21 protein-coding genes are annotated in these 23268 nt (G+C 72.8%); 5 read left to right on the forward strand and 16 right to left on the reverse strand.

The features are described from left to right. Positions 1 to 200 precede the first annotated feature (200 nt). Positions 201 to 1412, forward strand: a complete 1212-nt coding sequence (locus tag E6W39_RS35885; protein ID WP_141638156.1) for a 4-hydroxybenzoate 3-monooxygenase — start codon at positions 201 to 203, stop codon at positions 1410 to 1412. An 80-nt stretch (positions 1413 to 1492) separates the two neighbouring features. Here the strand turns inward: E6W39_RS35885 and E6W39_RS35890 are convergent, their stop codons facing one another. Continuing rightward, complete coding sequence (locus E6W39_RS35890) at positions 1493 to 2080, reverse strand: GrpB family protein (RefSeq protein ID WP_141637010.1); 588 nt, start codon at positions 2078 to 2080, stop codon at positions 1493 to 1495. 204 nt (positions 2081 to 2284) lie between these two features. Here E6W39_RS35890 and E6W39_RS35895 point away from each other — a divergent pair, with 204 nt between their 5' ends. Further along, complete coding sequence (locus E6W39_RS35895) at positions 2285 to 2488, forward strand: hypothetical protein (RefSeq protein ID WP_141637011.1); 204 nt, start codon at positions 2285 to 2287, stop codon at positions 2486 to 2488. A 37-nt stretch (positions 2489 to 2525) separates the two neighbouring features. Here E6W39_RS35895 and E6W39_RS35900 read toward each other — a convergent pair whose 3' ends face one another. Further along, positions 2526 to 3125: an NADPH-dependent FMN reductase gene (locus E6W39_RS35900; RefSeq protein ID WP_141637012.1), complete on the reverse strand. Its 600-nt coding sequence runs from the start codon at positions 3123 to 3125 to the stop codon at positions 2526 to 2528. Between the two features lie 178 nt (positions 3126 to 3303). Here E6W39_RS35900 and E6W39_RS35905 point away from each other — a divergent pair, with 178 nt between their 5' ends. Further along, positions 3304 to 4152 carry a helix-turn-helix domain-containing protein gene (locus tag E6W39_RS35905; RefSeq protein WP_141637013.1) on the forward strand — a complete coding sequence of 283 codons (849 nt, stop codon included), beginning with the start codon at positions 3304 to 3306 and terminating at the stop codon, positions 4150 to 4152. A gap of 47 nt (positions 4153 to 4199) precedes the next feature. Here the strand turns inward: E6W39_RS35905 and E6W39_RS35910 are convergent, their stop codons facing one another. Next, positions 4200 to 4688, reverse strand: a complete 489-nt coding sequence (locus E6W39_RS35910) for a hypothetical protein (protein ID WP_181799598.1) — start codon at positions 4686 to 4688, stop codon at positions 4200 to 4202. Positions 4689 to 4730: 42 nt separating this feature from the next. Next, positions 4731 to 5681, reverse strand: a complete 951-nt coding sequence (locus E6W39_RS35915) for a hypothetical protein (RefSeq protein ID WP_141637015.1) — start codon at positions 5679 to 5681, stop codon at positions 4731 to 4733. A gap of 64 nt (positions 5682 to 5745) precedes the next feature. Here E6W39_RS35915 and E6W39_RS35920 point away from each other — a divergent pair, with 64 nt between their 5' ends. Continuing rightward, a complete protein-coding gene (locus E6W39_RS35920; protein ID WP_141637016.1) occupies positions 5746 to 6393 on the forward strand; it encodes a TetR/AcrR family transcriptional regulator in 648 nt (215 codons plus the stop codon). Here the strand turns inward: E6W39_RS35920 and E6W39_RS35925 are convergent, their stop codons facing one another. From E6W39_RS35925 to E6W39_RS35945, 5 genes are all read right to left on the reverse strand, one after another. Then, complete coding sequence (locus E6W39_RS35925) at positions 6394 to 6942, reverse strand: GNAT family N-acetyltransferase (protein WP_141637017.1); 549 nt, start codon at positions 6940 to 6942, stop codon at positions 6394 to 6396. A 25-nt stretch (positions 6943 to 6967) separates the two neighbouring features. After that, positions 6968 to 8458 carry an MFS transporter gene (locus E6W39_RS35930; protein WP_228718550.1) on the reverse strand — a complete coding sequence of 497 codons (1491 nt, stop codon included), beginning with the start codon at positions 8456 to 8458 and terminating at the stop codon, positions 6968 to 6970. A gap of 89 nt (positions 8459 to 8547) precedes the next feature. Beyond that, a complete protein-coding gene (locus E6W39_RS35935) occupies positions 8548 to 9327 on the reverse strand; it encodes a class I SAM-dependent methyltransferase (protein WP_141637018.1) in 780 nt (259 codons plus the stop codon). 176 nt (positions 9328 to 9503) lie between these two features. Beyond that, complete coding sequence (locus E6W39_RS35940; RefSeq protein ID WP_181799599.1) at positions 9504 to 12164, reverse strand: glycoside hydrolase family 31 protein; 2661 nt, start codon at positions 12162 to 12164, stop codon at positions 9504 to 9506. 301 nt (positions 12165 to 12465) lie between these two features. Then, entirely contained in the window at positions 12466 to 13365 is a 900-nt protein-coding gene (locus tag E6W39_RS35945; RefSeq protein ID WP_141637019.1) for a LysR family transcriptional regulator, read from the reverse strand. A 127-nt stretch (positions 13366 to 13492) separates the two neighbouring features. On the opposite strand from E6W39_RS35945, the gene E6W39_RS35950 reads away from it, so the two are divergent. Then, entirely contained in the window at positions 13493 to 14506 is a 1014-nt protein-coding gene (locus E6W39_RS35950) for an NADP-dependent oxidoreductase (RefSeq protein ID WP_141637020.1), read from the forward strand. Here the strand turns inward: E6W39_RS35950 and E6W39_RS40010 are convergent. The 7 genes from E6W39_RS40010 to E6W39_RS35985 form a co-directional block, all read right to left on the reverse strand. Then, positions 14490 to 14660 (reverse strand): hypothetical protein, encoded by a 171-nt coding sequence (locus E6W39_RS40010; protein WP_181799600.1) that lies wholly within the window; start codon positions 14658 to 14660, stop codon positions 14490 to 14492. The genes E6W39_RS35950 and E6W39_RS40010 overlap by 17 nt on opposite strands. Positions 14661 to 14766: 106 nt before the next feature. Further along, the gene (locus E6W39_RS35960; protein WP_141637021.1) at positions 14767 to 16053 is read right to left on the reverse strand and encodes a recombinase family protein; all 1287 of its coding nucleotides are present in this window, start codon (positions 16051 to 16053) and stop codon (positions 14767 to 14769) included. A 146-nt stretch (positions 16054 to 16199) separates the two neighbouring features. After that, a complete protein-coding gene (locus E6W39_RS35965; RefSeq protein ID WP_141637022.1) occupies positions 16200 to 17381 on the reverse strand; it encodes a type III PLP-dependent enzyme in 1182 nt (393 codons plus the stop codon). Beyond that, positions 17378 to 19132 carry an IucA/IucC family protein gene (locus E6W39_RS35970; protein WP_141637023.1) on the reverse strand — a complete coding sequence of 585 codons (1755 nt, stop codon included), beginning with the start codon at positions 19130 to 19132 and terminating at the stop codon, positions 17378 to 17380. Before E6W39_RS35970 ends, E6W39_RS35965 begins: the two co-directional genes overlap by 4 nt. Continuing rightward, positions 19132 to 20355 (reverse strand): MFS transporter, encoded by a 1224-nt coding sequence (locus tag E6W39_RS35975; protein WP_141637024.1) that lies wholly within the window; start codon positions 20353 to 20355, stop codon positions 19132 to 19134. The genes E6W39_RS35970 and E6W39_RS35975 overlap by 1 nt, the downstream gene beginning before the upstream one ends. After that, positions 20352 to 22046 carry an IucA/IucC family protein gene (locus E6W39_RS35980; RefSeq protein ID WP_141637025.1) on the reverse strand — a complete coding sequence of 565 codons (1695 nt, stop codon included), beginning with the start codon at positions 22044 to 22046 and terminating at the stop codon, positions 20352 to 20354. Before E6W39_RS35980 ends, E6W39_RS35975 begins: the two co-directional genes overlap by 4 nt. Next, positions 22043 to 23245 (reverse strand): ATP-grasp domain-containing protein, encoded by a 1203-nt coding sequence (locus E6W39_RS35985; RefSeq protein ID WP_141638159.1) that lies wholly within the window; start codon positions 23243 to 23245, stop codon positions 22043 to 22045. Before E6W39_RS35985 ends, E6W39_RS35980 begins: the two co-directional genes overlap by 4 nt. Between the last annotated feature and the right edge of the window lie 23 nt (positions 23246 to 23268).

Genomic DNA, 23268 nt, shown 5'->3' on the forward strand with positions numbered 1-23268 from the left:
CTCGGCCGCCGAGGTGGCTTGGTCGCCGTCCGGCGATCGCCGCCGCCTGCCTGGGCCGGTTGCCCGAGCCACCTGCTGGTCTCGCTCCGCGACGGGTCACCCCGCGCGAGCCGACGGTGCCGCCGAAGCCGGTGGGCGCGGCCGACTGATGGGTTGTCAACTACGCTGGGCAGCTCTGGGCCTACCTGAACGGGGTGACCATGCTGCTGCGGACCAGGGTGGCGATCGTCGGTGCCGGACCGGCCGGTCTGGTGCTGGCGAACGTGCTGCAACAGGCCGGGATCGACTGCCTGGTGGTCGAGCGGCGCAGTCGCGCCCATGTGGAGAACCGGGCCCGGGCCGGGCTGATCGAGCACCGCACGGTGGAGTTCCTGCGCGCCCACGGGCTGGCCGACCGCCTGCTGTCCGAGGGCGTGGCCCACGGCAGTTGCGAGTTCCGCCACAGCGGCGGGCGGTTCTCCGTCCCGTACCGGGAGTTGGCCGGCGGCCGGGTCCACCACGTCTACCCGCAGCAGTTCCTGGTCCGCGACCTGATCGACGCCTATCTCGCGGGCGGCGGCACCCTGCTCTTCTCCCACCCGGCCGTGGCGCTGGCCGGGTTGGACGCCTCGGACGGCGAGCGGGCCGTGCTGCGGTGCGAGGCGCCGGGCTCCGAACCGGTGGTGATCGAATGCGACTTCATCGCGGGCTGCGACGGCTTCTACGGCGCCGCTCGCCCCGCCGTGCCCGAGGGCGGGCTGCGTACCAGCGCCAAGCAGCACGAGTTCGGCTGGCTGGCGGTGCTGGCCGAAACCCCGCCGGCCACCGGCGAGATCATCTACGCCCTGCACCGGGACGGCTTCGCGGGCCACATGCTGCGCACCTCGTCGGTGTCCCGCTTCTATCTGCAGTGCCCGGTCGGCGATCAGCCGGAGAGCTGGTCGGACGACCGGATCTGGTCGGCCCTGCACCGCCGACTGGGCCTGTCCGAGGCCGAGTTGAGGCCCGGCCCGATCATCGAGAAGACCGTGTTGGAGATGCGCAGCTTCGTGGCCGAGCCGATGCGGTACGGCCGGCTCTTCCTGGTCGGCGACGCGGCGCACATCATCACCCCGGCCGGCGGCAAGGGGATGAACCTGGCCATCGCCGACGCCGCCGAGCTGGCCGACCGGCTGCTGGCCCACTACCGCGGCGGCAACTCCGGCGTGCTGGAGGGATATTCGGCCGCGCGCCTGCCGGACATCTGGCAGGCCCAGGAGTTCTCGCACTGGCTGCTGCACCTGCTGCACAGCCCGGCGGCGGGCCCGGAGGACTTCGCGTTCCTGCACCGCCTGCAACTCTCGCGGCTGGACCAGCTGCGGGATTCGGCGGCGTTCGCGGCGAGCTTCGCGGACAGTTACGCCGGCCCGCCTGCGCGCAAACCGGTGCGCTGACGGGCCGTTGCTCGCCGGTGCGTTGGCGAGCTGTCGCGCGCCGGTGCGTTGGCGAGCCGTCGCGCGCTGAACGGGAGGTACTACGCCGTCCAGCCGGTCTCGGCGGCCCAGCGCTCGGCCACCGTGATGACGAGGTCCACCACCGGGTCCTTGACGTCGGCGTAGACGCCCACATCGGCGACCGCCTCGGCGAGGACGCTCTTGAAGCGCGCATAGGCCGGCACGGCCTCGGGGTGGGCCCGGAACCAGTCGCGGAACAGCAGCGCAAGCCGCTCATTGGGGGAACCGGCCAGGCGGACATGCAGGTTGACGTCCGGGCTGTCCGGGCTGTCCGGGCTGTCCGAGCCCGCCGGCTCGGCCTGGCCGCGCCGCGACCACATCCGCTTCGCCCAGCGCGCCGGGTCGTCGTCGAGCCCGGCGGGCACGTGGTCCCGCTGGTAGGGGGAGCGCTGGAAGCCCTGGCCGGCCAGCGGCCCGTCGAAGACCGCCTCGGCCTGCGCCAGGTCCGCCACGCTCACCTGGAGGTCGAAGATCGGCTTGGCAGCCATGCCGGGGATCGCGGTGCTGCCGATGTGCTCCACGCGCAGTGCCTGCGGGGCGAGCAGGGCGCGCAGTTCCTCGGCGAGGGCGAGGCCGGCGGGCTGCCAGGCGGGGTCGTGGTCGACCACGATGGGGCGGAGCTGGTGTGGGTTGGCATTCCGGTGAGTCTAGTGGCCCCCGAACGGGTGCTCCGGTATCAAGATCCCGTCAGAACGGCCCGGACCCGCGTAGTCCATGCGTCAAGAGCGGGTGCGATCGGCGGATCGGAGGCATGCACTGGACCTGTGGGTCCGATCGCGGCCCGCGCCGCGCCTGGAAGGAAGCCGCACGCCATGACCGACCATCAGGTCCTCCTGTCCGAGCCCGCCGCCCGGCGGCAGCCCACCCCGGCGGACGTCGCCGCCCTGCGCCGGCTGCTGAGCGGCACCGTCTTCGAGCCCGAGCCGCTCGGCTCCCAGGACGTCGAGTTCGAGTCGGAGGAGGACCGGACCGGCAGTGCGCCGCACTGCCGGCACGCGATGTACTACGTCGACTGACTCAGCGACCGACTCGCCGACCGACTCACCCGGCGGACTACAGACCGGTCGCGAACGGCCGGTCGCGGCGGGCGTCGTGCAGCACCGAGCCCCACCACTCCAGCTGGTCCAGCATCGCCTTGGCGGAGCCCTCCGGGCCCGCCGGCTCCAGCAGCGTGCCGTCCGAGGAGAAAAGCTCGTAGTAGCGCGGGAACGAGACGTAGTTGCGGACGGTGTGCGCCTGCAGCTCGTTGAAGATCTGCCGCAGCTGCTCGATCGCCAGCAGGCCGCCGCTGGCACCGCTGTAGCCGACGAAACCGATCGGCTTGGCGTGCCACTCGCTGTAGTGCCAGTCGATGGCGGCCTTGAGGGAGGCCGGGAAGCTGCGGTTGTAATCGGGCGTCAGGATGACGATGGCGTCCGCGGCCTTCAGGCGGCGGGTCAGCTCGGCCATCCCCTCGGGGCGGGGCAGGTCGGGCTGCATGGCCGGCGGCATGGCGGGCAGGGCGAGGGGCAGCTCGACGTCCGCGAGATCGATCAGGTCGACGGTGAAGGCGCCGTGCCGCTCGGCCTGCTCGACGAACCAGCGGGCGATCACCGGGGCGAACCGGCCCTCCCGGACGCTGCCGACGATCACTGCGAGGTTCAACTTGGACATGGGTGTGCTCCTGCTACGAGTGATACGAGTGATACGAGTGATACGAGTGAAGTGCTGGTCGGCCCGAGCGCCGGGCCGTGACCACCACTCTTCCGAGCCGGAGCGGGCTGAGGGAGGCCGAGCTGAGGGTGGTAGTGGAGGGCCACGATCCGGTTCGGCCCCGGTGCTACGTTCGGGGGTGAGCGACAATGAGCTGGGCCTTTTCCTGCGGCTGCGCCGGGAGGCCGTCACACCCGCCGAGGCGGGCCTGCCGACCGGGCCGCGCCGCCGCACGCCCGGGCTGCGGCGAGCCGAACTGGCGACGCTGGCGGGCGTCAGCGTCGAGTACATCACCAGGCTGGAGCAGGGCCGGGACCGGCGGCCGTCGGCGCCGGTGCTGGCGTCGCTGGCGGACGCCCTGCGGCTGGCCCCGGCGGAACGGCTCCATCTGCACCAGCTGGTCAAGGGAGCCGAGCCGGGCTTCAGCTGCATGGGGCCGGCCGGCCCCAACCGCACCGTGCGGCCCACTGTGCGGGCCTTGCTGGACAGCCTGGAGCCGGCGGCCGCCGTGCTGCTCAACCGGCTCTCCGAGGTGCTGGCCTGCACCGACGGCTACCGGCGGCTGGTCGAGCCGATCGGTCTGCTGGACTCCGCGCGACCGAACCTCGCCCGCTACGTCTTCACCGATCCGCGGGCCCGCACGGCCTTTCCCGACTGGGAGTTGGTGGCCGATGAGCAGGTCGCGGCACTGAAGCGCGGGCCCGGCCTCGCCGAGCCCGAAGTCGGGGCGTTGGCCGATGAGTTGACGGTCTCCTGCGGCGCCGACTTCACCGCTCGGCTGGACCGGGTGTCCGGGCTGCCGAGGGCGAGCGCGGTGCTGCGGCTGGCCCACCCGGAGGCCGGCGAGCTGCGGTTGGCCTATGAGACGCTCAACCTGCCCGTTGAGGACGATCAGCGGTTGCTGGTCCACCTCCCGGCCGATGACGCGACCGCCGCCGCCCTCGACCGCTTGGCCGGCCGCCGCCCGGGGGCGCTCCGAGCCGTCTGACCGGGCGCCAGGCTGCCTGCGGGCTGACCGGCGGCACCGTTGTCCGGCTAGGCGTCAGGCTCCCCGCTGACTCGCCAGTCCAGCGTCTTCCTGGCCAGCGCCGCCAGCGCCAGGCTGGACGGCAGCTCGACCAGCAGGGCCATCGCGAGCGCCACGTACCAGTCCGCGCCGCCCTCGGCGGTCATCACGTCGAACCAGGCGTCGAGCAGCAGCAGGGTGGCGGTCGCGGACCCGGCGAGCGCCACCAGCCGCGAACGCCGGACCAGCAGCACCGCCGTGGCGAGCAGGCCGGTCACCTGGAGCAGGTCCATGCCGACCCAGGCCGTTGACCAGTTCCGCACCTCGGCCTGCCCGCGGGTGGTCGACCCGAGCACCAGGATCCAGGCGAACAGCAGCACCGCCACGGCGGCCAGGACCAGGGCCAGCCGCCTACGCAGGCGCGCCGCCGCCCCCGGGTCGTCCGCCCCCGGGTCGTCCGCCGCCAGCCGCTCCAAGACGGCGGCCGTGCTGAGGCCGCCCGGTATCGCTCTTCCCATGATCCACAAGCTATCGCAGCGGTGAGCCGACGGCCGCGCAGGTCAGCTGCCGAGCTCCTGGATCAGCCGGCGGTAGGTGTCGAAGGCGGGCTTGGGCGTGTAGTCGTCCCGCAGCAGGCCGAAGCGGTCGAACAGGCCGGTGCCGGCGGAGTCGGCGTCGCGCAGCGCGAAGAGGCTGTAGCCGGTGAGGTGGAGCTCGTCGCGCAGGCCCGCGATGGTGCGGATCACCTCCTCGACCACCTCGGCCTGGCGCTCCTCGGAGCGCTCCGGGCCGGTGGGCCAGCCGTGCTCGCAGACGTGGATCGGCACCGACGGGGCGATGCCGGCGCGGGCGAGGTGGGTGGTGCGGAACTCGGTGAGCACCGCCGTCGCCGCGGGGACCAGCTGCTCGGGCGGCAGCGGACGGAAGACGTCCGGGAAGAAGTCCAGGCCCACGTAGTCCAGCGCGCGGTGGAATCGGTCGTCGGCGGCCGCGCCCAGCTCGCCCCAGAAGGGGTCGGCCGGGTCGAAGCCGGGCACGGCGTTGAAGCCCACGGCGATGTCGTACCCACACGCCAGCGCCTCCTCCTTGGCCGCGATCACCCCCTGGATCAGGGCCTGTTGGACGTTCGGGATGCTCCCGTCGACGATCGGGAGGTTGAGGTTGGGCTCCTCGCAGATCTGGAGCATCGCCAGCCGCGGGCCCTCGGTGCGCACCGTGTCGCGGATGAAGTCGAGCCAGCCGCCGAGCTCTCCGCTGGGCTCCCGGAACTGCAGCACCAGGTCGAGCTTGCGTCCGTCGCCGAGCAGGCGCTCGGGGTCGGCGGGCGTGCTGGTGGGCCGGCTGGACGCCGCGTAGTGGCGGTAGGCGCGGACCAGCAACGTCGGTGTGTCGCCCTGGAGTCGGCGCAGCGCGGCGGTGATCAGCGCGGGGTCGTCGGGGCTCACGGGATGGCGGATGCCGGTGTCGGTGCCCAGCAGGCCGCCGGGATAGATGCCGAAGGTGAAGGTCATGGGCGCCACCCTAGCCGATAATTTTGGTGTCACTCCAAATTTTCAGTGGCTCTATGATTTCTGTATGGGACTCCGTGAAGCCAAGAAGCAGCAGACCCGGGCCGCGCTCGCGGACGCCGCCATGGGCCTCTTCGTCGAGCGCGGTTTCGACGGCGTCACCGTGGCGGAGGTGGCTCGGGCGGCCGGTGTATCGGTGAACACGGCCTTCAACTACTTCCCGACCAAGGAGGACCTGTTCTTCGACCGGCAGGCCGAGGTGGAGGCATGGTTGGCCGAGGCGGTCCGCACCCGTCCCGCCGGCACGTCCGCGCTGGGTGCGGTCCGCGCGGGCCTGCTGGCGGCGCTGGAGTGCGATGAGCCGACCCTCGGACTGCGCCCCGGGGCCGCGGTGTTCTGGCGGCTGGTCGCCGAGAGCCCCGCGCTGCAGGCACGCGGGCGCGAGATCGCCGAGCGTTCCGAGGCGGCGCTCGCGGCAGCGCTGGCGCAGGAAGCGGAGGAACCGGAGGCGGCGGGCGGTGTGTCAGGGGATCCGCTGCCGGGGGTGGTGGCCGGGGCGATCGCGGGTGCCTACCGTGCGGTGCTGGCGGAGATCCGGCGCCGGGTGGTGGCGGGGGAGCGGCCCGAGGAGATCCGCCGGGCGGTGACGGCGGTGGCCGAACGGGCCTTCGGGCTGCTGGAGTCGGGGCTCGGCGGTTACCTGGCGAGGCCCTGACTAGCCCAATACCGTTCGCCGCATGGCCAGTCGCGGCCACCGGTCCAAGCCGTGCGCCGCCTCCTGCGCCCGGACCTCCCGCAGGCCGGGGCCCAACTCGGCGTCGGGCAGCGGCCGGAAGCCGCAGCGCGCGTAGTAGGGCGCGTTCCACGGGACGTCCGCGAACGTGGTCAGGGTCAGCGCCGGGACGCCCTCCGCGGCGGCCCGCTCGGCGAGATCCTCCAGCAGCGCCCGCCCGATGCCACGGCGGGCGCTGCCCGGGTGCACCGACACCTGCTCGACGTGCAGCGCGCCGTCGATCCGGTCGGCGATCAGATACGCCACCGGCGCGTCGTCACTGTCGACCGCCACCCAGGCCAGCCCGGACCGCTGGTAGCGGGCCAGTTCATCGAGCGGCAGCGGCTCGTCCTCCGCGATTTCGGGCATCCCGATCTCGCGGAAGCACTCACCGGCCGCTCGCTCGATGTCCTGGAGCAGGGGCAGTTCATCAAGGCGGACCTGGCGGACCCGGCAAAGCTGGTGGGCCTGGTGGACCTGGCGGATCGGCATGCCCCGTTTATCTCCCTGGCTGGTCTCAGGCCGCGGTCTGCTGCCGGCCGGGCAGGCCGAGGGCGAGCACGCCGGCGAGGGCGGTGAGGACGGCGGCGGCGAGGAACGCCCGGTCATAGCCGGCGGTCAGCGCGGCCGCACTGGCACCGCCGTGGGCCGCGGTGGTGTGCGAGGCGATGGTGGCCAGCAGGGCGAGACCGAGGGCGCCGCCGACCTGGCGCGAGGTGTTGGTCAGCCCGGAGGCCAGCCCGGCCTCCTCCCGGCGGGCGCCCGCGGTGGCCGCGGCGGTGAGCGGCATCATCGCCAGCCCCATGCCGAGCGTGCAGAGCATGAACGGCACCACCACGCCGGTGGCGTAGCCCCCGTGCGGGCGGAGCAGCGACAGCCACAGGAAGCCGGCCGTGCTGAGGGTCATCCCGGCGATCAGCAGCGGACGCGGGCCGGTGCGGTGGATCAGCCGGGTGGCGACCTGGGCGCAGATGATGATCGAGAAGCACCCGGGCAGGAAGGCCAGCCCCGCGGTCACCGGGCTGTAGTGCAGCACCAGTTGGAAGTAGAGCGACAGCAGGAACCACATCGCGAACATCGCCGCGCCCAGCGACAGCACCGAGGCGTTGGCGACCGCGAGGGTGCGGCGGCGCAGCACGGCGAGCGGCACCAGCGGGTGGGCGCTGCGGTGCTCGATGGCCGCGAAGGCCGCCAGCAGCAGCACCGCCACGGCGGCCGGCAGCCAGACGGCGGGGGCCGTCCAGCCGTGCGACTCGGTGGCGATGATCGCGTAGGTGAGCGCGGTGAGGCCGCCGGTCACGGTGAGCGCGCCCGGCAGGTCGAGCCGGTGCAGCCCGCCACCCGGCGCCTGAGCTGCGGTCACCCGGGCCAGCGCGGCGACCAGCAGCACGATGCCGAGTGGCACATTGACGAAGAACACCCAGCGCCAGCCCGCGTACTGGGTCAGCACGCCGCCGAGCACCGCGCCCGCCGCGCCGCCGGCCGCCATCACCGCGCTCCAGGCGCCCATCGCGCGGGTGCGCTCCCGCGGCTCGGTGAAGGTCGTCATGATCAGCGTGAGGGTGGCCGGGGCCAGCACGGCGCCGCCGAGGCCTTGGATCGCCCGGGCGGCGATCAGCAGCGGTCCGGTGGTGGCCAGCCCGCCGGCCAGCGAGGCGCCGGTGAACAGCACCAGGCCGGAGAGGAACGCCCGCCGCGCACCCACCAGATCGGCCAGCCGGCCGCCGAGCAGCAGCAGCCCGGCGAAGCCGAGGGTGTAGGCGTTGACGATCCACTGCTGGCCGGTGGCGCTCAGGTGCAGCGAGTCGCGCATCTCGGGCAGCGCGACGTTCACGATCGACACGTCGAGCACCACCATGAACTGCGCCGCACAGGCGATCAGCAGGACGGCGGTCTTCGACGACTGGCCGAGCATCGACGAGCCGGGCGGCCGGCTGGTGTCAGCGCGGCCGGCGGCAGTGCTGGCGCTGGCGGCGCCGGTGGTACTGGTAGTGCTGGTGGTGCTCAAAGCTACCCCCGGGAAGCGTGGCCGTCCGGGTGCTTGCGCACTGGCCTCAGCACCCGGACGCCCTGATATGAAGTTGATGTGACGTGACGTCAGCGGACCGCGACGAACATCGCGTCGCTGACGGAGCGCCAGGCGAGGCCCGCCTCACGGAAACCAGCGTCGACCAGGCGCTCGATATTCCACTCGGCGGTGTGGGTGTCGCCGTCCTTGTGGTCGCGGTAGACGGCCGACCGGGCCGCGACCGCCTCGGCCAGCCGCGGGTCGGCGGCCGCGGCCTGCCACCACTGGGCCCAGGTGAGCACCCCGTCGGCGCTCTCGGCCAGTTGGCGCCGCTCCTCGAAGGTCTTGTGCACGGCGTTGAGCAGCGGGGTGCCCGGCTGCGGGCAGTGGTCGGCGTTGAGGAAGACGCCGCCGGGGCGGAGCAGGCCGGTCAGGTCGCGGTACAGGCGCAGCAGCGTGTCGGTGTCCAGCCAGTGCAGGGCGGTGGCGGTCAGCACCGCGTCGAACGGGCCCTCGGGCAGGGCGGCGGCCCAGTCGGGGTCGCGCAGGTCGGCGGTGACCAGGGTGAGCCGCTGGTCGCCGCGGAAGTGGCCCTCGGCGATCTGGAGCAGCGCGGGGTCGAGGTCGACGCCGACGCTGGCGGCCTGGGGCAGCCGGGCGAGCAGGCGCTCGGTGATGCTGGCGGTGCCGCAGGCCAGGTCCAGGATCCGGGGCGCGGGGCCGCCGACCGCCTCGACCAGGTCGATCATCACGCGGAACCGCTCCTCGCGGTCCGGCAGGTACCACCCCTGCTGGCGGTCCCAACTGCGCTGCCAGCCCTCCCAGTAGGCGCGCTCGGCGGTGTCGTCGGCGATCTGGAGGTCCGTCATGGTGATTCCCCCTGTGCAGAAAGCATGGTTGAGTCGAGTAAGGACCTGCTGCACTCAGCAGGTGTTACCTAGCTTGGCGCATGCTTGAGTAATAGGCAAGAGCGAGTAGGGGTTATTACAAAGGCTGGCCGGCGGGGGTGTCGCCACCCCCACCGGCCAGCCTTGGAGCGTGTGGTTCAGCGGCCCAGGCCGCCCGCACCCGCCAGCTGCAGCGAGAAGCCGGCAGCGGTGGACTGCGCCGGGGTGGTCACATGGACCACGCCGGCTGCCGAGTCCCAGCTCCAGGAGCCGGTCGGCAGCGGATGCCCGTCGAGCAGCACCTGGGCCGGAGCCGCGCCGACATGGATGCTGAACTCATAGGCGCGCGCGGCCGGTTTGCCCGCGTAGGCACCGTTGCTCGGGCCGACCGTGATCTGGGTCGCGCCGTGCCCGTGCTGGCCGGTCGCGTGCACGGTCACCAACTGCGTTGCGCTGGAGCCCTGCTGGTAGGCCCGGGTGGTGCCGTCGTCCTCGTAGAGGGTGAACTGCGAGTCGCCCTGGGCGTAGATGTCGTAGTCCAGGCGGCTGGTGTCCCGGGTCTGCCAGGAGAGCGTGCCCTGCGGCCACATCGGCACGATCGCCCCGGCCTTGACGAACAGCGGCAGGGTGTCCAGCGGCGCGTGGTAGCCGTTGATCGTGGTCGGGCCCTGGTAGGTCTTGCCGGTCCAGTAGTCCACCCAGGTGCCCGCCGGCAGGTAGATGCCGTTGCGGGTTTCGGAGGCGTCGTAGACCGGGGCGACCAGGAAGCTGTCGCCGCTGAGGAACTCGTACTTGGCCGCGTCGCCCCAGGTGTTGGGGTCGTTCGGGTAGTCCAGCACCAGCGGGCGCACCGCGCCGACGCCGGACTGGTGCGCCTGTGCGGCCAGCGTGTAGAGGTACGGCAGCAGCCGTTCCTTCAGCTGCAGGTACTTGTTGTTGATCGAGGTGTAGGGCTCGCCGAACCGCCAGGGCTGCTTGTCGCTCTGGGCCCAGCCGTCCATCGTCATGATGGTCGGGATGAAGGTCTTCCACTGCAGGTCACGGGTCTCCACCTTCGGGTCGCTGCCGAAGATGCCGCCCACGTCACCGGTGTTGTAGGCGATGCCCGACATGGTGGAGCCGGCGTAGGTGGGGATCTGCCACTTCACGTAGTCGTAACTGCCGGTCTGGTCACCGCTCCAGAGCACCCCGCAGCGCTGCGCGCCGGCCCAGGAGACCGGCAGCCAGACGAAGCCGCGGGCGTCGCTGTTCTGCTCGATGCCGTTGTACGCCTGCTGGCAGCCGTCCAGCGCGAACTGGTAGCCCGGGCCGACCCAGCCGACGTCCAGCTTGCGCACCCGCACCCCGGCCTTGACCTCATCGCCCTGGTTGGGCAGGCCGGTCGAAGTCCACAGGCCCAGCTGCATGTTGTGGTCGCGCAGACCCTGGCCGACCTGCTGCAGGTTCTCGTAGCCGCAGCCGTAGCCGTCGTTGACCAGCATCCAGCCGAGCGGGGTCTGGTTGGCGGTGTAGCCGTCGGCCACCTTCAGGGCGTCCAGGGTGTGCCGCTCACCGCGGTTGGCGTTGTGCAGGTAGCAGTCCGAGTCGCCCGGCTCCAGGCCGTAGACCGGCGGCATGAAGGGCTTGCCGACCAGATCGGTGTACTGGCCGATCACGGTCTTCAGATCCGGGGCGTTCGGGCTGGCCATGAAGTACCCGTCGAACCGGCTCTCCTGGGCCGAGGTGCGCACCGGGTCGCCGAAGTCGTACACGCCGGGGGCGAAGGTGTTGCGGAACACGCCGTAGCCGGCCGAAGACAGGTAGAACGGTTGGGAGTTGTTGTAGCCGCCCTCGTTCCAGTTGAAGCTGTTGGCCACGTGCACGGTCTGGTCGCGGTGCGAGAAGCTGCCGTTCTGCTCGCCCGCGCCGTAGAACTGCTCCTGCGGGCCGCGCGCCAGGGTCTGGAGCATGGCGTCGCCGGTCCAGGTCAGGCCGTGGGTCTCCTGCCAGACCAGGGTGCGGTTGTCGGCCCGGTAGAGGGCGAACCGCAGCGGGCTCTTGTAGGCGCGCAGGGTGAGGTCCTTGCTGGCGATCGCCCAGTAGTCGCCGGCGTCGAACTCCCTGGTGCTCTTGATGGTTGACGGCGGATTGGGCACCATCTCGCGTCCGGCCGGGTCGGTGAAGGTGCCGGTGGGGGCGAGTTGGAGGCGGAAGACGTCCTCGCTGGTGAAGTCGATCCGGGCGGCCGCGCTGCCGGCCTGGATCCGGTAGCCGCCGTCGGCGCCCTCGGTCAGGCCGGTGGCGTTGCCCACGGTGGTGGCGGTCGGGATGGTCGCGGTCGCGGTGTAGCCCGAGTTGGTCACCGAGTAGGGCACCACCAGCACGTGGTAGGTGCCGGAGGCGTTGGGGATCACGGTCGCCTCGGGATCCGAGGCGGTGGCGCTCTCGGCGACCTCATGGCCGGAGCCGTCGTAGATGTAGAGGTCGAAGTCGTTGGTCGAGTCCGGCCATTGGATGCTGACCGGTACGCCGCCGTCGGGGTTGTCCGCCCAGTAGGAGGCCGGCACGTCGACGGTCAGGTCGAAGTGGTCGCAGGTCTGGTTGTTCGGGTCCTGGGCCTGCGCGGGGCAGTGCGACGGGTCGGGCACCGAGTCGCTGGCGTAGCTGTGGCCCTGCCAGGTGAGCGTATGGCTGCCGGTGAGCGCCAGCGTGCCGGCGGCGGGGGTGGCCGCCCGGGCAGGGGCTTGGCCGCCGAGCAGCGCGCAGACCACGGCGAGCACGGCGGCGAGGGGGATCAGGGGTAACCGGGTGTGGTGCGGTCGGGAGTGGAGTGTTCGCATGCCGCGTCCAAGGGGATCGAGGGCGAGCAGGGGATCGGAGATCGGGGGGATCGGGGGACGGGGCCGCCCGGTCGAGCGGCGCAGAAGGACAGCGTGAGGACAGCATGAGGTGATCATGACAGTCGGATGAGAATACGGGTGCGCGACTGTCCCGGGGAGGCTAGCAGTCCATTTCTGCGCGTTCAATGCTGCTGCGCGCACCTTTGCGCAAGTGGTCGACTGTGTTGGGCGCACGCTGGAAGGCAGGGGGCGAGGTGGTGGGAGATGTTCGTTCGCCACTTGCCACCGGAGCGGAGAAGGGTCAACCGCCCTGCCGCTTGGGCGTCAGGCCGGGCGGTAGCGGCACGGCCCGCAGTTCGCGAATCACCGCCCGCACCGTGGCCGTTCGGGCCAGCGCGGGCGTGCTGACGTAGCCCACCAGCCGGCTCGGCGGCTCGGGCCCCAAGTCGGTCACGGCCAGCCCGTCCGGGGCGCCGAGCAGCGCGAGCCGCGGCATGATCGCCATGCCGATGCCCTGGGCGACCAGGGAGAGCACCACCGTGTCATCGGCGACATTGATCGTGGCCTGCGGGATCCAGTCCTGCCCATGCCACCAACTCCTGGTGTAGGAGCCGCAGTTCTCGTCCCAGTCGACCAGCGGCAGGGTGCGCGGCGCCGGATGCCCGACCGGGTGGGCCAGTGCGTAGCTCTCCGCGAACAGCGGCACCGCGACCAGCCCGGGCCGCGTCGTGGTCTCGTCCATGGTGGCCAGCCCCAGGTCGGCATGGCCGTCCGCCACCTCGCCCGCCGTGCCCCGCCCGATCTCGCGGACGATCCGCACCTGCGGGCTGAGCTCGGGATGCCGCTCGGCCAGCCGCGCCAGCACGGTCGGCAGCAACTGCGCGGCGACGCTGCGGAACGCGGCGATCCGCACCGGGCCGGCCACCCGCTCCGGCTCGCCCTCGCGCGCCTCGGTGCGCATCAGCTCCAGCAGCCGCAGCACCTGCCGGGCCTGGGCCACCACCCGGGTGCCGGCCGCGGTGGGCGTGGCGCCGCTGCGGCCGCGCTCGAAGAGCACCGCGCCGAGCTTGCGCTCACCGGCGCGCACGGCATGGGAGACGGCAGACTGCGTCATGCCGAGCGCGGCCGCGGCGGCGGTGAAGCTCCGCTCGCGCTCGACGGCGACGAGCACGCGCAGCTCCTGCGGAGCGAGATCGGTCATGGGCTCAGTCTTCCATGAACGATCTTTATGGAAAACGCCCATCCATCGATGGCGAGGGCTGCCACCAGCGCATTCGGGTTCTCTAACGTACTTCTCACACCAGATCACCTGTTCGAGGAGTAGGGCCATGACCCGCACCATCCACGCCGTTCACCAGGTCTCCCGCCCGCAGGGTGCGCCCACGGCCGAGAACTTCGCCTTCGTCACCGAGGAGCTGGCACCGCTCGCCGAGGGCACCGCCCTCGTGGAGAACCTGTACTTCTCGGTCGACCCCTACATGCGCCAGGCGATGGACGAGGGACCGGTCGCCGAGGGCCACTGGGCACTCGACGCACCGCTGGAGGGCCGCTCGCTGGGCCGGGTGATCGAGTCGCGGACGCCCGCCCTGGCGGTCGGTGAGATCGTCGGCCACCGCAAGGCCTGGCGCACCCACGCCGTGGTCACCCCGGACGAGACCCGCCGGATCCCCGACCTGGCCGGAGTGCCGCTGAGCGCCCACCTGAGCGCTTTCGGCGGCACCGGACTGACGGCCTGGGTAGGGCTCACCAGGATCGCCCGTCTGCAGCCCGGCGAGTCGATCTTCGTCTCCGCTGCGGCCGGTGGCGTCGGCAGTGCCGCCGGGCAGCTCGCCAAGCTGATCGGCGCCGGCCGGGTGATCGGCAGCGCCGGCTCGCCGGCCAAGGTGAAGCTGGCCACCGAACGGCTCGGCTACGACGTCGCGTTCGACTACCACGACGGTCCGGTCATGGAGCAGCTGCGCGCCGCCGCGCCGGACGGCCTGGACGCCTACCTCGACAACGTCGGCGGCGACCACCTGGAGGCCGCCATCGAGCGGCTGCGGGAGAACGGGCGGATCGCCTGGTCCGGCGCGATCGCGCAGTACAACTCCACCGAGGCGCCGGCCGCGCCGCGCAACCTCTTCGAGGTGAACCTCAAGGCGCTGCGGATGGAGGGCTTCCTGGTCCGCCAGCACATGGACGCGCTGCCCGAGCTGTACGAGTTCCTGGCCCCGCACCTCGCCAGCGGCCGGGTGGTCCCCGAGGAGACCGTGGTCGAGGGCTTCGACCGGTCGGTCGAGGCGTTCCTGGGCCTGTTCCGCGGCGAGAACACCGGCAAGATGCTGGTCAAGGTCGCGGACTGAGCCGGCTGCCGGGCCTTCCGGGCCCGTGCGCGCCGAGCGGGGCGGGCTTGCGGATCAGGGTGGACGGCAGCGGCTCGGCCGGGAGTTCGCGACGGCTCCGCACGGGGGAGCCGTAGACCGGCAGGAAGGCCGTCGCCAGCAGTACTCCGCCCACCCACAACGCTGCCTGTACCCCAGCCAGTTGGGCGATCAGGCCGGCCAGTGCGGCACCGACCGCGATGATCCACAGCGCGGCCGCCGGGCAGCAACGGTAGCTGGGACTAACCGGCGGGGTGCCGGCGGGGGAGGAGCTCGATGCGGCTCGGGTCGAAGACGCTGCGGCTGGTGGACGACGCCGAGATGCGGATGCTGGCGAAGAAGTGCCGGAACACGGCGGCCCGGCGGCCCGGGGTCAGCCGGGACCAGCCGAACCGGGCGGCCTGCCCGACCGGCACACCGTCCAGCACCGGCGCCGACTGCGCCTCCAGCAGGGCGATGGCCCGCTCGGCGACATGCGCCTCCAACGACTCGGCGGCGATGTGCCGCGAGCAGTGCTCGGCCTCCAGGCTGCTGTTGGAGGTGCAGGCATAGGTGGGATAGCCGCCGATCGCGGAGCCCACCATGTGCCGCTCGCACCGGGTGCAGCGCAGCAGCGAGGTCAGCGGATACTCGCGGCGCGGCCGGCGGTTGGCGGCCCGGGCCCGCGCCCGGTCGTTGCGCAGCAGCTGCACCGCCTCCCAGTCGGCGACGCTGACGCAGGGCAGCCAGTCGGCCGTCACGTAACTGCCGTCCGGGGCATGGACGATGGTGCCGTCGAGCACCCGCAGGCCGGCGTAGCGCGGCGCCTCCAGGAGTCGGCCGACCCCGCTGACCGTCCACCGATTGCCGTAGGCGGTGGCGATTTGACGGTCATTCAGATCCACTGCCAGGGCGCGGAGGGACTCGCCGGCCAGGAACCGCGCGAACACCTCCCGGACCACCTCGGCCTCCTCCTCGACCAGTGCGGTCATCCCGGTCGCATAGCCGAACCGCCGCAGCCCGCCGCCGTGCGTGCGCCCCTCGGCCGCCGCCTGCCGGTGGGCCCGACGAGCCCGCGTCGAGGCCTCCCGTGCGGCCCGGGAGGCGCGTTCGGCCCGCTCCAGCAGCTCCTTGCGCACCTCGGGGTCGTTCAAGTCCCTGGGGTGGCCGTGCAGTCGCAGGTCGTACTCGGCGGCCAGCCGCAGCAGTTCGGCGAACGCGCAGGCGTGGCGCTGCAATTGCTCGGCCTGCGGCAGCAGTAGCCGCCGCACCTCCCGTCGTCGCACCGCGGCCAGCAGGCCATGCCAGCCCGGGGTCGGGCGGGCGTTGGCGTCGAGGCCGGCGGGTGGCCGGGGGTCGGTGAAGACCAGGCCGCCGGTCACGGTGAGCCCCAGTGCGGCGGCCTGCTCATAGGCCAGGCCCAGTTGGGCGTCCAGCGCCGCCCGCCGGTCGCGCGCGGTGTCGGCCGCGGCCGCTCGGGACGGGCTGCTCGGCCAGCAGTACACCGCGGCGTGCTGCGCGATGTCGCTGCCGGGAATGGGTACGGGCACGGTCTGGTCCTCGGTGTGGGCATGGCTCCGCCCCTATAACGGTGTCCGACCGGGACTGGTCATGGCGGCGCACGGAAAGCCGCCCGAGACCAGCAGGCAAGGGCAGCCTAAGGAAGGCTAGCCTATCCTCACGGTGCGGGCGCGCACTAGGGGATCAGGTGGAACGTCGGTTGACGGTGCATCAGGAAGTCGTGGTGCGAGATGTTCCAGGCGTAGGCGCCCGCCATCCCGAAGACCACCCGGTCCCCGGTGCGCAGCCGGTCGACCGGTACCCGCTGCGCCAGCGCGTCCTTGGGCGTGCACAGCTGCCCGCACAGGCTCACCCGCTCGCCCGCCACCTCGCCCCGGGGCCACGGCTGCTGCCAGTCGGCGACCGGCAGCACGGTGAAGGGCTGGCTGTGGCCGCGGGTGGCCGGCGTGCGCAGATGGTGGGTGCCGCCCCGGACCACCGCGAACGGTTCGCCGTGACTGCGCTTCACCTCCAGCACCTCCGTGGCGTACCAGCCGCAGTACGCGGTGACCGCCCGCCCGGGCTCGATCCGCAGCCGCAGCCCGGGGTGGCGGTCCAGCAGCCGGGCCAGCCCCGCTCCGTAACCGGTCCAGTCGAACCGGGCGGCCGGGTCCGTGTAGTCCACCGCCATGCCGCCGCCGATGTTGACCTCGTCGATCGCCAACCCGTGGCCGGCTGCCTTCCGCGCCGCCCAGTCGACGATGCGCTCGGCCAGCGCCACCAGGGCCAACGCGTCCAGCCCGCTGGCCAGGTGCGCATGGAAGCCGCGCAGCCGCAGGCCGGTGAACGGCTCGGTGGCGAGCAGGCGCAGGCACTCGTCCAAGTCCGCCGGGTCCAGCCCGAACGGGGTCGGCCGGCCGCCCATCGCCAGCGGCACCGCGTCCAGGGCTCTGCCTGCCACCGGCAGGTTGACCCGCAGCAGGATGTCCAGGCCGCCGGCCGGCCGCCGCGCCGCGAGCCGGTGCAGTTCCGCCACGCTCTCCACATGCCAGCGGTGCACCCCGGCGGCGAGCGCGGCCGTCAGTTCCTGGTCGGTCTTGCCCGGGCCGCCGAACGCCAGCGGCGCATCCGGCACGGTCGCCCGGACGTGCGCCAACTCGCCGCCCGAGGAGACCTCGTAGCCGTCCACGTACTCCCGCAGCGCAGTCAGCAGCGCCGGGTCGGGGTTGGCCTTGGCGGCGTAGTGGAACTCGACCCGAGCCGGCAGCGCGGCCCGGATCGCGGCGGCGTGGGCGCGCAGCGCGCTGAGGTCGTAGAGGTAGGCCGGCAGCGCGTCGACGGGCAGCGCGGCGGCGCGCTCCAGCGCGGTGGGGGTCAACGGGACTCCTCCTTGGGCGAGTTGTGCGAAGTGTGCAAGCTGTGGGTGCGGCCGGCCTGATCGATGACATCGGCGGCCAACGGCGAGGCCAGGCGCACGTATCCGGCCGCCCGATCGGCCTTGCGCTCCCAACGGGTCAGTAGATTGGCCTTCGCGGGCAGCGGCACTCCGGCCAGCAGGCCGCGCAGCCGGGGCGGGCAGCCGTGCGCGTCGGCGTACTCCCGCAGCACGATGCGTACTTCGTCCCACAGCCGCGGCTCCAGCGCGGGGCACTGGTCGGCGATCACGGCGAGCAGCTCGGCCACGTGGTTGACCAGCAGGCAGTACACCACCCGGTCCCAACCGCGCTGCGCGTCATAGGTCATCGGCCCGGCCACCTCCGGCGGCAGACCGGCGAGCAGCGCGGCATGGTGCTCGGGCAGCAGCTTGGTCCCCTCCAGGTCGCGGAACAGCACCTGCCTGGGGCGGCCGCCGGCGTCGACGCCGATCAGTACGTTCTGCAGATGCGGCTCCAGCACCACGCCGTGGTCGAAATAGGCGGCCAGCACCGGTGGGAGCAGCAGCCGGAGGTAGTCGCCCCACCAGCAGAGCAGCTCGGCCGGACCGGCGTCCGGGAGCAGCCGGGCGAACTGCGCCGAGCTGGTCGGATACTCGTCCGCCACGGCGGCGGCCAGCAGCGCGGTCAGGCCGGGCCGGAGCCGGGCCGAGAGGTCCTCCCGGACGATCAGGCCGAAGCCCTCGAAGAGGGCACCCGACGGGTCGTCGGGAAGGGCCAGCGTGCGGAAGGCGGGCTCACGCAGCATGGCCGCGGCCGGGAAGCGGGCGCCCAGCTCGTCCAGCGCGGGCGCCAGCAGCTCGGTCATGGCGACCGCGCCGGTCAGCTCGTAGGCGGCGTTCTTCCGCAGGCAGTTGGTGATCCTGACGTTCAGGCTGAACTTGAGGAACGCGCCGGCGCCGTGCAGGGTGCGCACCGAGGCGGTGGCGGCGAACTCGGGGCCACTGGTGCCCAGATCGAGCACATCGCCGCGATCCAGGGCGGCGCGCAGGGCGGGGTTGTCGGAGAGCAGCTGGTACTGCCACGGGTGTGCGGGCAGCAGCCGGTAGCCGGCCGGCACCTCGCGCAGTCCGTCCAGTACGGCCGTGGCCGCCGGGTCGACGCTGCGCTCGGCGATCAGCTCCTCGCGCACCGCCAGATACCGCAGCGGGAACGCGGCGCGGGCCTCCGGTGCGTAGGCGGCCCAGGTGGTGCCATCGGCGCCGCGCGCCGAACGGGACTTGGGCGCCGGGTGGAAGCGGTGGCCGAAGAGCAGCGCCTGCTCCGACTCCAGGTAGCGGTCCGCCCCGGGCGCCGGGCGCTCGGCCAGCGCGGCCCCGACGCCCTGCGCGCTGGAGGCCAGCTGGTCGAGGAACTCGTCGTTGGCGACACCGGTGCGCAGCGTCAACTCCGCCTGCACCAGCTCGGCCAACTCCCGCCAGCCGAGCGCCGTCCAGTCGTCGCCGGTCGCCAACTCCACCGGGCCGGCGAACCGGTGGGCGCCCAGCAGCGAGGTGCGGCGCAGCGCCACCCGCAGCAGCGCCCCGCGCCTCGGGAGGCGCAGCAGCAACCGCCCGTCGGTGACGGCGGTCTGGTGCTCGGGGCCGGAGACCTCGCGGAGCAGGCAGTTGAGCAGGGTGTGGGTGACGGCCAGGTCGGCGCCGGGCAGGGCGGTGACAGCGGCGGTGGTGGTGGTGGTGGTGGACGAGGGCGACATCAGCGGCTCCCGGGGTTGCTGGGGGAAGGGGCGGAGCGGGGGAGGGAACGGGATCGAAGGGCGCAGCAGAGTGCGGCGGTGAGGGCTGCGGCGGTGCCGATCAGCACCGGGGCGCCGGGCCCGAAGGCGGAGTTGACCAGGGCGGCGACCGCGCCGGCGGCCACCGCGCCGCCCTTGGAGGCGAGTTCGAGGGTGCCGAACATCTGCCCGGGCGCCCGGCCGTGTGCGGCGGCCGCGGCCAGCACCGCCAGGCAGACCAGCCCGAGGGTCATGCCGAGCCCGAGCACCAGGCGGGTGAGTGCGAACGCCGCCACGCTGTGCGCCGGGGCGTGCCCGGCCAGACCGGCCGCGACCAGCACGAACCCGAGCGCCAGCCCGGCCCGCGGCCGGTGCAGCACGGCGGTGTGCACCCGGGAGGCGAGCAGCAGGTAGCACAGGTGCGGCAGGGCGAACAGCAGCCCCGCGACGGTGGAGTTGAGGCCGGGGACCCGCTGCTCCACCAGGGCGATCAGATAGGGGAACGAGACGATGGTGGCGAAGACGAAGGCGAACTCCGCGCCGTAGAGCGCCCACAACGCCGAACTCGGCGTCCCGGTGGAACGCTTGGGTGGCACGCTGACCAGTCGGCCCGGCTCCGGCAGCCGGGTGAGCAGCACCGCCGCGGTGAGCGGCAGCAGCGCCATCACCACATACTGGCGGTGCGGCGACAGCCAGGGCGAGAGCGCCCCCACCAGGATCGGCGCGGCCACCAGCGCCGCTCGGGCGCCGCCCTGCATCAGGGTGAGCGCCTTGGACAGCCCCGGGCCCTCCAAGGCGGCGGCGAGATAGCCGTTGGTGGCGGCAAAGGTGCCGCCGAGGAAGCCCTGCAGCACCAGGGCCAGCGTGAACGCCCACAGGCTGTCGGCCAGCCCGGCCAGCAGGAAGGAGACGCTGAGTCCCAGTTGGGCGCGGAGCAGCAGCCGCTTGCGGCCGAACCGGTCGCCGAGGCGCCCCCAGAGCAGGGCGCCGAGCGCGCTGAACACCGTGGGCACGATGTAGAGCAGACCGGCCCAGCGGCCGTGCGGATCACCGAGCCCGGGCAGGATGGCCGTCAGATAGGGCGGCAGCCCCAGGGCGGCGAACGACGCCACGAAGTAGCAACCCGCGACCGCTTGCACCTGGCGGCGCGAGAGTCCCGCAGCGGGCGCCTGGGTCGACGGCTCGGGGGGAGCGGTGACCGTCATCGGCCCGCCAGGTAGTTGGGGCCGCTGGTGTAGTGCTTGTTGATGTCCGCCGCCCCGCTGCGGGCCTTGCTGTACAGGCTGCCCGCGCTCACCATCGCCTTGACCGGCAGGCGTTCGGCGTCCAGCAGCGCGGCTCGCAGCGGCTCGCCGACCGGCCCGAGCCGTTCGACGGCCTCGCCGAGCCGCTTGCGCAGCAGGCCCAGGGTGGTGTCCAGTGGCGCCCGGCCGTGCTCGGCCAGACCGAAGGCGAGGGCGGCCGTGCACAGGTGGCCGGTGATGGTGGTGAACAGGTCGGTCAGCGCCCGGTCGTCATCGGCGAAGATCCGGCCGTCGTCGAACTCTTCATCGCTCAACGGAAGTCGGCAGCGCGAACGGTTGATCCTGGGCCCGTCGTTGTCCTTGTACAGCAGCCGCAGCCTGGTCCGTCCGTCGGCGCGGTCCAGCAGCAGTGTGGTGTTCTGCTGGTGCGACTCCAGGGCGATGCCGTGGGCGAACAGCGTGGTCTGCCAGTCGAGCAGCAGGGTGAGCAGGGCGTCATAGAGCGCCACCGGGTCACCGCCGTAGAAGCGGTCGGCCAGCCGGTCGATCACCAGGGCGCCACCCGGCTCGGCGGCAAGCAGCGCGGCCAGTGGCACCGCCACCGACTCCGGGGCGGGCGGGAAGCGCCGCAGCAGCACCGCGAGCAGCTCATGGCCGGCGTGCGCATAGCACTGCTCGTCGGCGAGCAGCACCGTGTCGGCGAACCGCGGCTCGCGGGCGATCACCTGCGCCAGCAGCCGCTGACCTGCGGCGCCGTCCCGCAAGGTGCCGGGCTTGATGGTGCGCCGGTTGCGCAGGCCCAGGGTGGCGGTGGCCAGCGGCAGCTTCAGGTGGCAGGCCGGATCGTCCAGGACGGCGACCGTGCGCATCGACAGGGTCGGCCGCACTGCCAGATGGGGGTGCTCGGCGAGCACCGCGTGCTCGGTCAGCCCGGTGGCCCGCAGCGCCTCGGCCAGCGGTGCGCCGAGCGACAACGGGTGGACGGGGATGGTGAGATGGCTCCCGTCCAGCTCCGGCAGGCCGAGCATGGCCGGCGTCGGCCACCAACCGGGCAGCGGGGCGCTGCCGTGCACGGTGAGCGCCTCGGCCGGCAGCGCCAACCAGCGCAGCTCGAAGGAGGGGTGGCACTCCGGGGCGTGGCGCAGCAGGTCGCCGGTGTCGAGGCCGGCCCGGCCGCGTGCGGTCGGATAGACCGGGTGGTCGAGATGGGCGGCGAGCGTGTCGAAGCCCAGACTGGCCAGCGGGCCTTCCCAGGCGGCCGGGTCGTCGCCGTAGCGCTCGACCAACTCGCCCAGCACGACCGGCAGCTGGCGCTCGTGCAGCAGCATGGTGGCAAGCGTCTGGCGGCACTCCTCGGTGAACTCGGTGAATCCGGTGGCATCCATGGGGTCGGCGAGTGCCCGGAAGGCGGCGAGGATCGCCGGGAGTTCACCGCACGGCTCGCCGTCGACCTCCAACAGCGGTAGCCGGGCGCACAGTTCGCACTGGAAGCCGTCCGGCTCCACGGGCAGCGCGATCCGCTCGTCGACCAGCACCAGCCAGCGGCCGTCCGCTCGGCGCGTCAGCCTGCCGCGGCTGCGCAGCCCGGCCACGTCCTCGCGGAGCAGGGCGCTGAGCACCCGCAGGGTCAACTGCTCGACGGTGTCGCTCATGCCGTGATCTCCCAGCGGTTGGCGGCGATGAACTCGGCGACCGCCCGGTCCACGGCGCCCTGGTCGGGGCCGATCGCCCAGACCACGCCCAGGTAGTCGCGGTTGGTCCGGTAGCGCGGATGCCGCTCGCCGATCCCGCGCAGTGGGCGGTAGCGCAGCCGGATCTCGCCCAGTCGCGCATCCTGCGGACCGGGTGCCGCGGTCAGCGTGCCGGCCCGGTCGGCGCAGACCACCTCGTTGCGGGCCCGCAGATCGCCGCGCAGCCCCAGCTCGCGCGGCAGTGACTCCCCGAGGTGCACCAGCAGCACCTGCTCGAAGTACCGGATGCCCAGGATCTCCTGGAGCATCAGGTCGCACTGGTCGCCGATCGCCCGGTAGTTGACCTCGATGATCCGGGCCCGCCCGCCCGGCTGCACCACGAACTCGGTGTGGCAGGCGCCCAGTCCCACGCCGATCGCGTCCAGCTGGGCCAGGACCTGCGCGGTCACCTCGGCGGGGTGGGCCGGCACGAACTCCAGCACCTCCTCGATGAAGTGCGGCGGCGGTGACAGTCGCGTCCGGAAGCCGCCGAGCACCACCCGGTCCCGCCCGTCGCCCAGTGTCTCCAGCGTGTTCAGCTGCCCGACCAGGAACTCCTCGACCACCAGCACGGCGCCGGGTCGCCGCTCCCTGATCTCGGCGCAGCGGCCCAGCAGTTCGGCCAGGTCGGCGACCAGCACCACATCCTCGCTGGCCACCCCCTCGCGCGGCTTCAGCACACAGGGGAACGGCGGGAGTTCGACAACGGCGGGATCCTGGTCGGCCGTGAGTTCGATGCTGCGCACGGTGTCCAGGCCGGCGGCGGCCAGCCGGCGGCGCAGCTCGGCCTTGTTCTTGGCACACAGGGTGGCGCGCCAGTCCTTGGCCGGCAGGCCGAAGTACTCGGCGGCCAGCGCGGCCTGGGTCTGCAGGTGGTCGCTGTTGCTGAACACGGCGGCCGGGCCGTCGTGGTGGGCCGCGATGGCGGCGACCACCTCGCGGAAGTCGCCGACCCGGCACGCCAGCACCTCGGCCGGCAGGCCGAGTTCGGCATAGGCGAGCCGGTGCGCGGCCGGGTCGTCGGTCAGCACGGTCACCGCCAGGCCGAGCCGGACGGCGGCCGGCAGGAAGCCCTGGGAGACGGAGTCGGTGGGGTTGTGGGCGAGCAGATAGAGCCGCATGGCGTCCTCACGCATAGGGATGG

The organism is Kitasatospora acidiphila (assembly GCF_006636205.1).
Classification (GTDB): Bacteria; Actinomycetota; Actinomycetes; order Streptomycetales; family Streptomycetaceae; genus Kitasatospora; species Kitasatospora acidiphila.